Below are 12,647 nucleotides of genomic sequence, written 5' to 3'. Positions count from 1 at the left end.
ATGAAATGCCGGGTCGAATTGACCTGGTATTCGAAGGGCAGCTTCGGACCCTTGGCAAGGGTCGAATAGAGAATGCCGGCATTGGGCTTTGCGAGTAGCAGACCGGTCGGATTTCCCTGAGCGTCGCGGGTGATCTCGCCGCCCGGCGGGTTCGGCGTGTCGCGGGTGTAGCCGACGGCGCGCAGAGCGGCGCCATTGAGAAGCGCGCGATCATAGAGATGCAACAGGAACACCGGCGTATCCGGTGCTACCGCGTTAATCTCCTCGATCGTCGGCAGACGCTTTTCGGCAAATTGATGCTCGGTGAAGCCACCGACGACGCGCAGCCATTGCGGCGCAGGCGTGATCGCCACCTGCCGTTTCAGCATGTCCATCGCGTCGGCCAGAGAACGAACCCCGTCCCATCGCAGCTCCATATTGTAGTTCAGACCGCCCCGTACGACATGGGTGTGATTGTCGATCAGGCCGGGCAGCACCCGTTTGCCTTTGAGGTCGATCACCTTCGTCCCCGGTCCGGCCAGGGCCATGACCTCACCGTCGGTGCCGACCTTCATGAACAGACCGTCCTTGATCGCAACTGCGGTGGCGCTGGGATTGGTGCGGTCAAGCGTGGTGACAAGGCCGTTGTGGAGGATCAGGTCGGGCGTCATCGAACGGGTCTCCTGTTGAGCACGCGTGGCGACTCCGCCACCCAAGGTCAGGGCGGCAGCGGTCGCACCGAGAAAACTGCGGCGGGTCGGCATCATGCTTGTTTCCTGTCAGTAGAATCGCCACGCTTTGGCATCTGACCAAAGACATGCGGCTTGACTTGATGGTGCAGCCATGAATGGTCTACCGGGGTGCGCTGGAAGTAGGACCTAGCCAGCGGCACGAGCTGTTCTCCCACGAGAATGCCGAGGAGCCCGACCAGCGCTACCACCGGTGGAGCCGGCGAACGGACGTTCAGAAGGCTATAGATCACGCCTACGAGCAGGCCAGCACCAAGTGCGAGCAGATAGATTTTCATCTCCGAATCCTTCGTCGTCGATCGAATGCCCATCCTTAGGGGCGGGGAGGACTGGCATGCGGCACGCCGCAGAAATGCGGCGCCGAATGCTCCTAAAGCGCGCCAGGCACAAAATGTCTGGTGCGAGCTCGTGACCAGAACGCGTTCGCCACTAGTCGTCCGCAAGGTGACGGATCAATGAACTGGCTGCCGATCGGGAGGAGGGAGCAAAGTTGGGTGAGATCAGAAGGCTGGAGGACGGTGGCGTGATGCCAGGATCATCGGCTTCTCCCTGATCTATTGCCGGTTGCGGGACTGGTTCTCCGATATTGCTTCTATTCCGCTGTAGTTTCTTGTCCGGAATGTCTGCCTTTTGAAGATTCTACCGTTTACGCAACGAGGAGGAACTCTACGCCCGCCAGGGCTTCAGCCTTCAATTATCGCTGGTTGCGCCGCCAGTAAGCCGGCGTGGTTCCGACCACGCGCGAGAAGACCCGTGTGAAGTGACTTTGGTCGGCAAAGCCGCAGGCCATGGCAATCTCGGCGATTGGCAACGGCGAGGAGACGAGCAGGTCGCGGGCCCGATTGACGCGTGCCTGCGTGAGAAATTGATAGGGTGTCGTTCCCGTCGTTTCGCGAAACGCGCGCAAGAACACGGCCTGCGATATATTGCATACGAGCGCCAGTTCCCCGATCGTAAGGTCGTCGTCGAGCCGGTCATGCATCATATCCTGGATCGTCCTCAGTGAGCGCGAGGATATGCGGCGCCCCTTGCTCCTGACAGAAGCAGACGCCCCCTGTCGCGCATTCCCGTATCGCTGCGTGACATGGATCCCAATCGCGACCGATAGCTGGTCGACCAAAAGCGCGCTCAATCCCGACGAGTCGACTGTCGCAGCGAAGAGAGCGCCAGCAAGGCCGGCAAGAACCGGATCGGGCTCATTTCCGCTAGCTTGAAGCTCGGTCACCCCAACCAGATCGGCGCTGTCCGCCACCCGCTCGACGGCATCTTGTCCGATTTCCATGAGGAAGAAATCGAACGAGCCGGTAAGCTCGGCACGGTAGGGGTCCTGGAAGTTACGCAGGTAGACGGCATGCTCTGCAAAATCGTGGACGGTCGAATGATGCTCGTGAAAGATCCGCCGCCGATGGCCGCTGGCAAGCGAGAGGCCGAGGAGAAAGCCTCGGTCGCAGGCTGGAGTACACACCTCGACAGGAGCGGTGGTCGCTTTCTTGCGGTGGAAGGTAATGCCGGCGCCGTCAATACGTCGCTCCTCTTCGAGTTGAGAGATGCGACAACCCAGACTGTCGTGTGAAGAGATGGCTGGGGCCGGAGATCTATTCATCGTACGTACCTTTGCAAGCTTTGCGTTCATGCAGCCTAACGTCTGCTTCCGTTTTGGTCAGCAGCAGACTCAGGGACGCCTCTCACGCCGGAAACGGGCGGGCGTGATGCCGGCTACTAGGGAAAAGCTTCTGGTCAGGTGGCTCTGGTCGGCAAAACCACAGCGAATGGCGATTTCGGCGATTGGCAACTCTTGTAGCAGCAATTCTTTGGCAATGGCTATGCGGTACTCGATAAGCCAACGTAATGGCGTGCGGCCAAAGCTCGTCTTGAAGGCCTGTATGAAGTAGCTTCGCGATAGCTGGCAGTTTTCTGCGAGTTCCATGATGGACAAGTGCCCATCGAGCCGCGCGGCCATGAACTCTAGTGCGCGCTTTTCCTGCCAGGGGGCGAGAGTGCCCTTACGCTCGCCCGGAAAGTACAATCCGCCATATTTCTGCGCCAGATGCGTCACGATGGCGAGGGTGACTTGATCGATGAACAGTCGGCTGGCCTGTCTCGGCCGTTCAAGCGCGGGCAGTAGGGCGTGGGCGAGTCCGAGAATGACTGTGTCCATTGTGCCGGGCGGGCACTTAAGAGTTAGGAGTTCGGGCCGTCCGATTTCGGTGGCGAAGTCGCGCACGTGCGAAAAGGGAAGGTGGAATCGTACATTGTCGAAGGGCGAAAGATGATGGCAGCGCCATTCCTCGCGCAGGTCCGTGATGGCAAGAGCGCCTTTGAGATGGCCGCCTTCGAAGACTAGTGTCTTACCGCGCCAAAGCCGGTGTAACCGGAAATCGCGCAATTGCGTGATAATGTTGAATGCCTCATCGCGCGTGTTGGCCGGGCTCGGTGCCAGGTCTTCTCGATCGGATCTTAGCCGTATGATGGAGATTGGAGATGCATCGACGATCGATCGGCGAATGGCGTCCGGCTCCGGGCTGTTGGCGGACTCCCTATACATCATGCACTCCCAATTAGCAGGCGACCGAAAGATTGCCCAATTTTCTTCGTTGAAGCAATTGGACTAATGGAGGCTCGCGCGCCACCAGGCCGAAGGCGTAACGCCCGTTTCGCCGGCAAATGCCCTTTCGAAATGTTCAAGGTCGCCGAATCCACACACGTAGGCAATGTCCTCCAGCGACAGGGCATGATTGGCGAGATACGCCTTCGCCCTGTCGATCCGCGTGGCCATTGGCAATAGCGCGGCACCGAAATCTTCCCGAGGGTCCCCGCCTGGCGCCTCTCCACCGCTCGTCTCGATCGGCTCGCCATACCGATGCAGCAGGTGGGCGCAGATGGCGACTGCCACGGGCCGCAGCGGCGCCGGCGAAGGCGCCTTTCCGTTACCGGAAAAAAATGCCAGTAGCGCCGTGCCGAGATTGTGGATCACCGAATCCGGCTCGCCACGACGGCACACGAGGCGGCGTTGTTCTGTGTCCGGCGATAGCTCCGCAGTCTCGCCGAGCAGGGTCTTGGGTAGCACGAAAGCCAGCGAACGCAGTCGACTGTTGAGGCGAATGGCCGCCCCGTCTGCAAGATCGACGAGGCAGACCGTGCCGCGCCCAAAGCGGCGAACCGGAGTGCAGGAACCGTCCGAGCGGATGTCGGCGTGTTCGGCGTCCTCCAGATAGAGCATGAGGAAGTAGGACTCACAGGCCGGCAGTCGAACGTCATTCGCCTCACGTTCCCCAAGCTCCCGGAAAATGCTGGTCACGGAAAAGCTCGCGGCGCGGATCGGGACCGTGGTCAGGCAGGGGGCTTCTGGCGTCCCGAAGCAGACGCCTACGCATGCCATGTCTCTACTATGTAAGCTCAAGCGACAATCTCTGGCGACTTCTGTGGAACGAACCTACCGACACGAAGTCGGATCCATTCCCCAACCTTATTCCAGCCTCGGCCCGCGTGCAACGCGACTTCGGTGTGTTCCGCATCTTGCGTGCGGGGACTTCGGGTGAACGAGAATTGCAGAGATCGACATCGATGCGGAGCCGGAACAGGCTGGGCTCCCGCAACGAGGATAACCCTTGGCACCGGCTGTTGCTCGTATGGCTAAGCGTTCGTGCCCCGGAGAATTTCGAACAAAAACCAGATCCGCTGTTCGCCGTCGTCGATCCAATTCTCCAAAAAACTAGCAGTGGCTACGTCACCTTCGACGCCGAGAATTTTCGGGTTGGGCCTGTCTGTCCATGCCATGCCCTGGCGCACACCGATATCCATGAAGTTCACGCCTGCAGCGGCGACCTCGACCACTACATGTCCCGGTGTAGCGACCGGGTCGGGGAGGTCGACATATGCCATCACGTCGGTGCCACCGATCTCATTCATAACCACGGCTTTCATGATCTTCCTTTCTTGACTGATCATTCCAGAAATGCACAAAAAATTTAATCCTCACGTCAGCGCCCGAAGCGCGATCCTGGCAAGGGTCTTGAGCTCTCCTGGTCCCGCGCCGCCGCGCGCAGCGATACGGATGCCGGCGACATTCGCGAAGAGGAAATCGGCCGCCTCGTCCGTGAAGAGCGTTGCGTCCAGATCCCCTTCGGCCTGAGCCTCGGTGATGCGTTGCTCGGCGGCTTGCTTCAATCGCCGATCAGCAGCCTGATGAATTGCCGTCAGGTCAGGTCGGCTCTGGCCGAACTCGCAGATCGAGTTCACGCCTAGACAGGCCTGGGAAGCATTTTCAGCCACTCGCTCCATCATCGCCCGGATGCCGTCCTGGGCACGCGGCGCACCGCGCAGCATGGCGATGTGAGCATCCGTTTCCGCGGCGGCGTAGCGTTCCACAGCAAGGCAGTAAAGCTTCCACTTGTCACCAAACGTATCATAAAGACTTTGCCGGCCAATTTTCATCGCATGGACGAGCATTTGGGTGGACGTGCCCTCGAAACCGCGTTCGCGGAACACCTCGATGGCGTCATCCAGCGCCTGCTCTCTATCGAATTCCTTTGTCCTCGCCATATATGTGACTTAGGCATTCTGGAACGATCTATCAAGAAAAGAGCATGGCGAACGCTCTGATATCTCCTTTGGAGCTTTGACGGTGACCTCACTCGGTCGAGGTCGGTTCCGGCCAAGCCTTGGATAGCTGTCTTCGATCGGGCCGCTTCTGCCTCATTGCGCAAGGACGCCGTTCTTCTTGGCGGTCCAAGTCGCTAGGAAATCCATAAGGCCAGGGGACAAACAGTCATAAGGCTCCAAGCCAAGCTCTTTCAGACGAGCACGAACGGCGGTCATCTCATCCGGGTTATAACCGCTTTCGATGATCGAGGAGACGAAAGCCGCAAAACCGGGACCAGCCCAACCATCCTCCTCAAACCTCTCCGGATGAAGAAATGACAGACCCTTGAAGGCATGGTCCCGTTCGACCGGACCGTACATATGTACGCCGCACTCCGTGCAGGCACGCCGTTGGATGAGGGCCGAAGGATCGACAACTGCCAGCTTGTCACCGTTCTCCAGAACCTCGATCTTGTCCGTAGGGGCAACGGCGACAACAGAAAATACCGCCCCTTCAGGTTTCCAGCATTTCGTGCAGCCGCACGCGTGGTTGTGCGCGATGTCGCCACTTACTCGGACCCGGACCGGATTGCTGCTACAGTTGCAGACGAGGGTCCCTCCCGAGAAAGACCCACCGGTTGCCTTGAAGCCGGTGTCGACGGCAGGATGTATCGCAATTCTACTCATAGCTTCTCCCTCCCACGTTGGACCGCTACAATGTGAGCGGCGGATTTCTGCGCTTCCCGCGGCGAACCGCCCCTCCCGTTTAGATGCGGGATAGGGACGCGGGCGGTCTCACTAAGATTTGCCCTCCACGAGGATCGGCAGATGATAACACTTGGACGCGGGTAACGCGCTTACGGAGATGCGAAATCGCTGTTTGAGCAGAGGTCCTTCAGGCGCACAATCGAAAATAGGTGAGTGTCGGCATTGCCAGCCCCCTGAAGGCGCTGGATCTTCTGCTCGTCACTGACGCGGACAACCCCGAGATATCGGCAGTACTTCTTTCCACCACTATGACGATGTCGGATCGCGCGGTCGGCGCTCCTCATTCATGTCGCCATTGCAGTTTCCCGGGCGTTGCGCCGGATCGTCTGGGGCGGCTGTCCCAGCGTCCTGAGAAACGCCCGGCGCATGCGATCGCTATCGGCGAAGCCGGTTTCCTCCGCGATCACGTCCATGGAGTGGCGTCCTTGTTCCATCAGCAGCCGCGCCGCCTCGACGCGCAGGTTCTCCACCGCCTTGGCGGGCGACTGCCCCGTCTCTGATCGGAAGGCCCGGCTGAACTGGCGCGCGCTCAAGCCCGCCGCATCCGCCAGTTCCTCCACCGACAGAACGCTGCGCAGGTTGGCCTTGGCATAGTTGACCGATTTCTGGATCCGGTCCGACTTCGGGTCCAGTTCGAGCAGCGCCGAGAACTGCGATTGGCCGCCGGCCCTGCGGTGGTAGACCACGAGCTTGCGTGCGACCGAGCGAGCGACCTCCTGACCATGGTCCTTCTCGACCATGGCGAGAGCGAGGTCGATGCTCGCCGTCATTCCCGCCGACGTCCATACAGTGCCGTCGACGATAAAGATGCGATCCTCCTCGACCTTGACGGCGGGGAAGCGGTCCCGGAGCTGGCGTGCAAAAAACCAATGCGTGGTCGCACGGCGCCCATCCAGCAATCCGGCTTCTGCAAGAATGAAGGCGCCGGTACAGGGGCCGGCCAGCCGTCGCGCAGTTTGCAGGGAATGGCGCGCGAATTCGATCAGACCCGGCGTCACCGGCTCGATCGTGGTGCCGGCTCCAAACATCACGGTATCGTAGGTCGTATCGTCGAAGGCTTTCGTGATGACGCCAAAGCCAGCCGACGACTTGATCTCTCCGCCGGCTTCAGAAAGCAGCGTTATCTCGTAAGCCGGCTCTCCAAGCTGAATGTTGCTGATCTCGAAGGCGGTGACCGCTGCAAAACCGAGGAGCTGAAATCCTGGAAACACGACGTAGCCGACCTTGTGCATGACACACTACCTTTTGTCTGAAACCGCCGCTTATATCATATTTGCGCCATCGCAAGAAGCTCCCTCGTCCTCACGCGAAGTGGACGTTGCTCAGATCGATGGACACCAGCAGCGGATGGTCGACGACGCTATCATCCGTGCCCCGCAAGAAGGCGCGGCGCCTCGTCGGAAACCGGATGCCGTTAGCCTCGTCGTAGTCGTAGACGCGCTGTGCCGCCGCGAAACCGCCGGAGACGTCGACGCAGTAGTCGTGCCGGCGCATCAGCAGATCGTCGCCGAAAAAGAAATCCTGCACTGCGCTGTGCGTTGCGATCTGCGGTGAAAAACGTGCCCGCAGCCTGTGCCAGGTTTCTCCCGACTCGCTCCACGGTCGCAATTCCTCGACCATGACCCCAGGCAGGGTGAGCAGGAACGGCGTGGTCAGATAGGTCCACAGCGCATACCCATTAAAATACGCGCGATGAAGCGGATCCCACGCTGTCGTCTTCCCGTGCCCGGCAAAAGAAGCGCGCGGGTCTAGCCGCTCGGCAACGAGCCCGCCGTCGGTCGTCTCGATCGCGATGCGGTCGGGAGTAAAGGCCGTCCGCTGGTTCGGTGCGCCGAACGGGATCACCGACGCCTTTTCCTGATGGAGCCAGACCGTCATCTCGCGCGGATCGGCATCCTGATGGAGCCCCTTCATTCCCCACAAGGCACCGCCGGTGACGATGGTGCCCTTGACGATACTGAACTGGTTCCATCGGTCGAGCCCGCCATGGGCCGCGATGATGCGGTTGAGAAGGTCAGTCATACTTTGCCTCCGTGGGAAGCGGTGCGCATCTCGTGGACGCAGCCCCCGCGTAACGTTGTAAGCCACGCTGCCTTGCCAGGCCCGGCTGTTTGCCAGGCGACAGACAAAAGCGGGTGAGAAGAAGCGGACGGGGACGCAATCCGGCTTTCGATGGATTGCGTCCCCGAATACGGCCTCGCGGACGCTTACAATGGCAGCGGCTTGCCGGCCTGCTCCTGTACGATGTAGTCGGCGTACCAGTCCGGCCAGTTCTCATCATGCTTGCCGCCGCTTCGCTTCTCGTGTTCGCCGTGGGCGGCTGCCGCGCGCCGTAACGCGCCTGCGAGTTCGCTCGACGAGGTGAATGTCGTGATGTCCGTGTCGACGCGTCCAGGCAATCGCTCGGTGACCTCTTGGAGCAGCCAGCCGTTGCCGTCCGGATCGGCGAACGAGGCGGAGGAGCGGTAGCTGCGCCGTTCCGGATCCCGGCCGCTGATTGGCGGCTGTCCAGGGCCGGCGCGGTGGATGATCTCGCTCACGACGGCGCCGCGAGCGGTGAGTTCGGCGCGGGCAGCTTCGATATCCGAGACGACGAGATAGAGCCCGCTTGCCGAGCCGGGTACCGCCGACGTCAGCCCTGTGCCGAAGTGGATCGAGCTTGGTGATCCCGGCGGCGTGAACTGCACGACCCGGAATGTGTCACCGACCGCGAAGTCGGCGTCGAGCCTCCAACCCAGGCCGTCATAAAAGCGTTTTGCGCGGTCAACGTCCGAAACAGGGATAACAACGACCTCAAGCTTCAGGTCGACCGTTTGCACGTTGGAGGTTATGGTTGCACTGGTCATGGCTTTCTCCTTGTGACTGGGTGAGCGCGCCGTATTTCTCAAAGCGACGGACGCAACGATTTGAACGAGGCCCTGAGCTCCTGGGCAAAGATCTCCGGCTGCTCCCAGGCCGCAAAGTGCCCGCCTTTGGGCAGTCGATTGTAGTGGATCAGCGTCGGGAAGGCTTTCTCGGTCCAGCTGCGGGGAGCGGTGTAGATTTCGTCCGGAAAAGCACTCACTGCAACGGGGATGGTAACGCCCTTGGGAGCGAAGAAAGCGAGTTTGCTCTCCCAGAAGAGGCGCCCCGAAGACAACCCCGTGTTGGTCAGCCAGTAGAGCGTGATGTTGTCAAGGATGTCATCGCGCGTCAGCCCTTCCGTGGCCCCGTCAAAGACGCGGCCGATCAGCTTCTGGCTCTCCGGATCATGATCAGTCATCCATGCGGCAAGGCCGATCGGTGAATCGTTCAGGCCGTAGAGTGTCTGTGGCCGGGCTCCCATTTCCAACGCGTAGCCGACGCGATGCTTGTAGAAGAAATCGAGCTGCTTCCACGCATATTCCTCGTCGCCCGTCAGGCCCGTCGGCTGCGGACCGCCGGCCAGCGCCCCTGAAATGCTGTCGGGAAGCGTGCCGGGCATGTTGGTGTGGATGCCAAGCAACCCTGCAGGCTTCTGTAGCGCCATCTGCTCGTTAATTGCGTCACCCCAATCGCCGCCCTGTGCGACATATTTCTTGTAACCCAGGCGGTCCATCAGAACGGCCCAGGCCCGCGCGACGCGCTGCGGGTCCCAGCCAAGCTCGGTGGGCTTGCCGGAAAAGCCATAACCGGGGATAGATGGAATTATGACGTCAAACGCATCGGCTGCGGCGCCGCCGTGCGCTGTGGGATTGGTCAAGGGATCAATGATCTTCAGCTGCTCGATGATCGAGCCGGGCCAACCATGGGTAATGATGACCGGCAGGGCATTCGGATGCTTCGACTTGACGTGGATGAAGTGGATGTCGACACCGTCGATGTTCGTGACGAACTGGGGCAGGGCGTTCAACCGCGCTTCGACCTTTCGCCAGTCGTACTGGTTGGCCCAATAGTCGGCAAGTTTCCGCATCGTGGACAGTCGCACGCCCTGAGTATCGTCCGTGACCAGTTCCTGATCGGGCCACTTGGTTGCGACGACGCGCCGTTTGAGATCGGCAAGAGCCTCATCGGTTGCACGGAACTGGAAGGGATGGATGGTTTCGTCGACAGCCGGCTGAGCTGTGGACGCGCCGTTCACGGAAGCCTGCGCAACCTCGACGCCACTGCGCGCAGGAGCGCTCGTTTCGGCATGAGCCACGACCGCGGGAAGAAAAATTGCGATCGCTCCAGCCAGTGCGTAGGCGGCGAGGTGTTTGCGCTTGCCAATGATCGAATGGGGTCTCGACATGATCATTCTCCTTGTTTCAAGACCGATGGAATGCCGTCCACATGGCCGTTGAATTCAATGGGTGAGGGCTCTGACGGGAAGAAGCGTATTACCCCGCGGCTCGATATCGGGCAGCCGGCACGCTGAGGGAAAGGTTCGGCATGAGCTTCTGCCGTGCCGCTTCGTAGGCCTCCCAGTCGCGTACGTCCGGAAGCGCCGGAATGGTGATCCGCTCGCCGAGATCGAAGCCTGCAAGGGAGGCATCCACCATGTCCTCGGCGGACATGACGATCTCGCTCGGCACATGCTCCAGCGGCGTCCCGGCGATACCCCAGAATTCGGTTGCCGTGGCGCCCGGAAGCACTGCCTGGATACGGATATTGTTGTCGGCAAGCTCCTTCTGGAGCGACAGGGTGAGGGCAAGCACGAAGGCCTTGCTTCCGCCGTACACGCCATTCAGCCGTTCCGGCGTGATGCCGACGATCGAGGCGATGTTGATGATCGAGCCGGTGCCACGCTTCACGAAGCCGGGTACCGCGGCGTAGGTCAACCGCGTCAGAGCGGTGACGTTCAGGGTTATCATCTCTTCCATCTTGTCGATATCGGACTCCAGCAGCGGGGCGGTCGCGCCGATGCCGGCATTGTTGACCAGCGCGGTGATGCTTGCGTCGGTCCGAAGCACATTCTCAACGCGACCGAGATCATCCTTGTTGCCGAGATCCGCCGCGACGACTTCTACGGCGCGGTCCGTCTCGTCAGTGAGGCGCTCCGCGAGCGCGTCGAGGCGCGCCTTGTTGCGGGCCACCAAGATCAGGTCATAGCCCCTGCGCGCCAGGCGATCGGCATAGATCGCACCAATACCAGAGGAAGCGCCGGTAATCAGTGCGGTTCCCTTCGAGTTCTCAGTCATAACAATCTCCATCATCTGAATTCCTGGTCCTGATATTAGGACCTAACTCAAACGTCTCAAATGTCGTATATCCGTCAATTTAGGACATCCGGACTGGCGCCTGTCGTGGACACTGGGAGCGGTATGCGCATTTGGCCGAAGGGATACGATCGGCCCGCTCGAGCCTTTTCAACGCAGGCGGGATGCAGCAGACGACATCTGGCATCCCTCGACGATCTCAAAATCACGGCCGCCGGTTTCATGACGAGTGAAGCCGTTGAAATGCGGCCACCCATACTGTTGATGAAGATCGGAGGGATAGTCGGCGACATCACCAAGCACGCGACCGATAGATCATCGCAGCCAGGAGGAACTCATCCGAGGTACCCGGAGGCGCCATCCCACAACAACTTCAACGCCGTCACCACCAGCAATCCGTAGCAGGCCCGATAGATTTGGTGTTGGTCCAGCACGCCGTGAAGCCGCCAGCCGAGCCAAACGCCGCTGGGAATGGCGAGTAGGCAAATCGCCATCAGCGTCCAATCGCTGCCTGCCGGTCGCACGAGAAACAGCCATGGTACAGCCTTGGTCGCGTTGCCAACAGTGAAAAACAGGCTCGTCGTTCCCGCATAGACTTCCTTGCTGAGGCCGAGGGGCAACAGATACATCGCAAGGGGCGGTCCGCCCGAATGCGCCACCATCGTGGTAATTCCCGAGGTGAGACCGGCAGCGATCGCCTTCGGCGTCGAGCGCTGTCGGACCGTTACCTTCCCGCCTCCGGCAAACCACAGGCCGACGAAGACCAAGGTGACAACCGCCATGATGATCGCGATGAGGTGATGATCCAAAAAGCGGAACAGCAGATAGCCGAGCCCGACGCCGATCAACAGTCCAGGCAGCAACAGGACGAGGTCCGGCCTCGACCACGTCGAGGCCTTCCAGTAGCGCAGCGCGTACAGATCCATCGCGACAAACAATGGTGCGAGCAAGCCGCCGGCCGTCACCGGATCCATCACGATCGACAACAGTGGAATGCCGACAATGGCGAATCCGCCGCCGAATGCGCCCTTCATGAAGCAGATCAGGAACACCCCGGCAAAGGCCACGAGGACCGTGGTCGCCGTCAGTTCCGGCGCAACCGATGAGGCTATCATCGTGGCGTCGCCCGGCTGGAAGCGGTCATGAGGCCGCAAGCCGCCGCTTCGATCTCGGAGCGCGCGAGGCCAATGTCCTTAAGCGCGTCGTCGTCGAGCGCGCAAAGCCTCGCAATGGCGGCGCGGCGGACGAGAAAGCGAGCGATTTGCTCTACGGGCCGGACGATGGTTGAAAGCATTGCAGACATTTCTGTTCTCCATTGGTTTGCTCCGCGGCAATGCGACGCCGTCGGCGCCAGCGCTTGTAAAGCGCGGCCGCGTGCCACTAACCGCAGACCTTGGTAATGCCCGGTGCAATC

At 60.5% G+C, this 12,647-nt stretch carries 14 protein-coding genes and 1 pseudogene; all 15 read right to left on the bottom strand.

Features of this window, described 5'->3' with window-relative positions; genetic code table 11:
• Positions 1-650: amidohydrolase family protein (locus tag ABIE33_RS29575; protein WP_429131706.1), on the bottom strand; the 650-nt coding region annotated here is incomplete at its 3' end.
• Between the two features lie 92 nt (positions 651-742).
• Positions 743-1,006: a XapX domain-containing protein gene (locus tag ABIE33_RS29570; protein ID WP_429131688.1), complete on the bottom strand. Its 264-nt coding sequence runs from the start codon at positions 1,004-1,006 to the stop codon at positions 743-745.
• A 416-nt stretch (positions 1,007-1,422) separates the two neighbouring features.
• A complete protein-coding gene (locus tag ABIE33_RS29565; RefSeq protein WP_429131686.1) occupies positions 1,423-2,331 on the bottom strand; it encodes a helix-turn-helix domain-containing protein in 909 nt (302 codons plus the stop codon).
• Between the two features lie 69 nt (positions 2,332-2,400).
• Positions 2,401-3,273 (bottom strand): helix-turn-helix domain-containing protein, encoded by an 873-nt coding sequence (locus ABIE33_RS29560; protein ID WP_429131684.1) that lies wholly within the window; start codon positions 3,271-3,273, stop codon positions 2,401-2,403.
• Positions 3,274-3,336: 63 nt separating this feature from the next.
• Positions 3,337-4,026, bottom strand: coding sequence for a helix-turn-helix domain-containing protein (locus ABIE33_RS29555; RefSeq protein WP_429131682.1), 690 nt, complete (start codon positions 4,024-4,026; stop codon positions 3,337-3,339).
• A 431-nt stretch (positions 4,027-4,457) separates the two neighbouring features.
• A pseudogene (locus ABIE33_RS29550) lies at positions 4,458-4,652 on the bottom strand (quinone oxidoreductase); the annotation flags it as partial.
• A gap of 51 nt (positions 4,653-4,703) precedes the next feature.
• The gene (locus ABIE33_RS29545) at positions 4,704-5,270 is read right to left on the bottom strand and encodes a TetR/AcrR family transcriptional regulator (RefSeq protein WP_429131681.1); all 567 of its coding nucleotides are present in this window, start codon (positions 5,268-5,270) and stop codon (positions 4,704-4,706) included.
• 153 nt (positions 5,271-5,423) lie between these two features.
• Positions 5,424-5,996, bottom strand: a complete 573-nt coding sequence (gfa, locus tag ABIE33_RS29540) for an S-(hydroxymethyl)glutathione synthase (RefSeq protein ID WP_429131679.1) — start codon at positions 5,994-5,996, stop codon at positions 5,424-5,426.
• A 365-nt stretch (positions 5,997-6,361) separates the two neighbouring features.
• Complete coding sequence (locus tag ABIE33_RS29535; protein ID WP_429131677.1) at positions 6,362-7,309, bottom strand: GlxA family transcriptional regulator; 948 nt, start codon at positions 7,307-7,309, stop codon at positions 6,362-6,364.
• Between the two features lie 70 nt (positions 7,310-7,379).
• Positions 7,380-8,099: a hypothetical protein gene (locus ABIE33_RS29530; protein ID WP_429131675.1), complete on the bottom strand. Its 720-nt coding sequence runs from the start codon at positions 8,097-8,099 to the stop codon at positions 7,380-7,382.
• Positions 8,100-8,284: 185 nt separating this feature from the next.
• On the bottom strand, positions 8,285-8,923 hold the full coding sequence (locus ABIE33_RS29525; RefSeq protein ID WP_429131674.1) for a VOC family protein: 639 nt from the start codon (positions 8,921-8,923) through the stop codon (positions 8,285-8,287).
• A 38-nt stretch (positions 8,924-8,961) separates the two neighbouring features.
• A complete protein-coding gene (locus ABIE33_RS29520) occupies positions 8,962-10,326 on the bottom strand; it encodes an epoxide hydrolase family protein (protein WP_429131672.1) in 1,365 nt (454 codons plus the stop codon).
• A gap of 88 nt (positions 10,327-10,414) precedes the next feature.
• The gene (locus tag ABIE33_RS29515) at positions 10,415-11,215 is read right to left on the bottom strand and encodes an SDR family NAD(P)-dependent oxidoreductase (RefSeq protein WP_429131670.1); all 801 of its coding nucleotides are present in this window, start codon (positions 11,213-11,215) and stop codon (positions 10,415-10,417) included.
• 353 nt (positions 11,216-11,568) lie between these two features.
• The gene (locus ABIE33_RS29510) at positions 11,569-12,348 is read right to left on the bottom strand and encodes a sulfite exporter TauE/SafE family protein (RefSeq protein WP_429131668.1); all 780 of its coding nucleotides are present in this window, start codon (positions 12,346-12,348) and stop codon (positions 11,569-11,571) included.
• Positions 12,345-12,536 carry a DUF1127 domain-containing protein gene (locus tag ABIE33_RS29505; RefSeq protein WP_429131666.1) on the bottom strand — a complete coding sequence of 64 codons (192 nt, stop codon included), beginning with the start codon at positions 12,534-12,536 and terminating at the stop codon, positions 12,345-12,347. Before ABIE33_RS29505 ends, ABIE33_RS29510 begins: the two co-directional genes overlap by 4 nt.
• Positions 12,537-12,647: the final 111 nt, after the last annotated feature.

The organism is Ensifer sp. 4252, assembly GCF_050434565.1.
In the GTDB taxonomy this organism is placed as follows: domain Bacteria; phylum Pseudomonadota; class Alphaproteobacteria; order Rhizobiales; family Rhizobiaceae; genus Ensifer.
This window is presented reverse-complemented; position numbering and strand designations above follow the sequence as displayed.

What these genes read in the sequence shown, in the direction of transcription:
- gfa (WP_429131679.1), bottom strand. Translation starts at nt 5,996, where the DNA reads ATGAGTAGAATTGCGATACATCCTGCCGTCGACACCGGCTTCAAGGCA.
- ABIE33_RS29515 (WP_429131670.1), bottom strand. Translation starts at nt 11,215, where the DNA reads ATGACTGAGAACTCGAAGGGAACCGCACTGATTACCGGCGCTTCCTCT.
- ABIE33_RS29510 (WP_429131668.1), bottom strand. Translation starts at nt 12,348, where the DNA reads ATGATAGCCTCATCGGTTGCGCCGGAACTGACGGCGACCACGGTCCTC.
- ABIE33_RS29565 (WP_429131686.1), bottom strand. Translation starts at nt 2,331, where the DNA reads ATGAATAGATCTCCGGCCCCAGCCATCTCTTCACACGACAGTCTGGGT.
- ABIE33_RS29525 (WP_429131674.1), bottom strand. Translation starts at nt 8,923, where the DNA reads ATGACCAGTGCAACCATAACCTCCAACGTGCAAACGGTCGACCTGAAG.
- ABIE33_RS29530 (WP_429131675.1), bottom strand. Translation starts at nt 8,099, where the DNA reads ATGACTGACCTTCTCAACCGCATCATCGCGGCCCATGGCGGGCTCGAC.
- ABIE33_RS29520 (WP_429131672.1), bottom strand. Translation starts at nt 10,326, where the DNA reads ATGTCGAGACCCCATTCGATCATTGGCAAGCGCAAACACCTCGCCGCC.
- ABIE33_RS29570 (WP_429131688.1), bottom strand. Translation starts at nt 1,006, where the DNA reads ATGAAAATCTATCTGCTCGCACTTGGTGCTGGCCTGCTCGTAGGCGTG.
- ABIE33_RS29560 (WP_429131684.1), bottom strand. Translation starts at nt 3,273, where the DNA reads ATGTATAGGGAGTCCGCCAACAGCCCGGAGCCGGACGCCATTCGCCGA.
- ABIE33_RS29535 (WP_429131677.1), bottom strand. Translation starts at nt 7,309, where the DNA reads ATGCACAAGGTCGGCTACGTCGTGTTTCCAGGATTTCAGCTCCTCGGT.
- ABIE33_RS29545 (WP_429131681.1), bottom strand. Translation starts at nt 5,270, where the DNA reads ATGGCGAGGACAAAGGAATTCGATAGAGAGCAGGCGCTGGATGACGCC.
- ABIE33_RS29505 (WP_429131666.1), bottom strand. Translation starts at nt 12,536, where the DNA reads ATGTCTGCAATGCTTTCAACCATCGTCCGGCCCGTAGAGCAAATCGCT.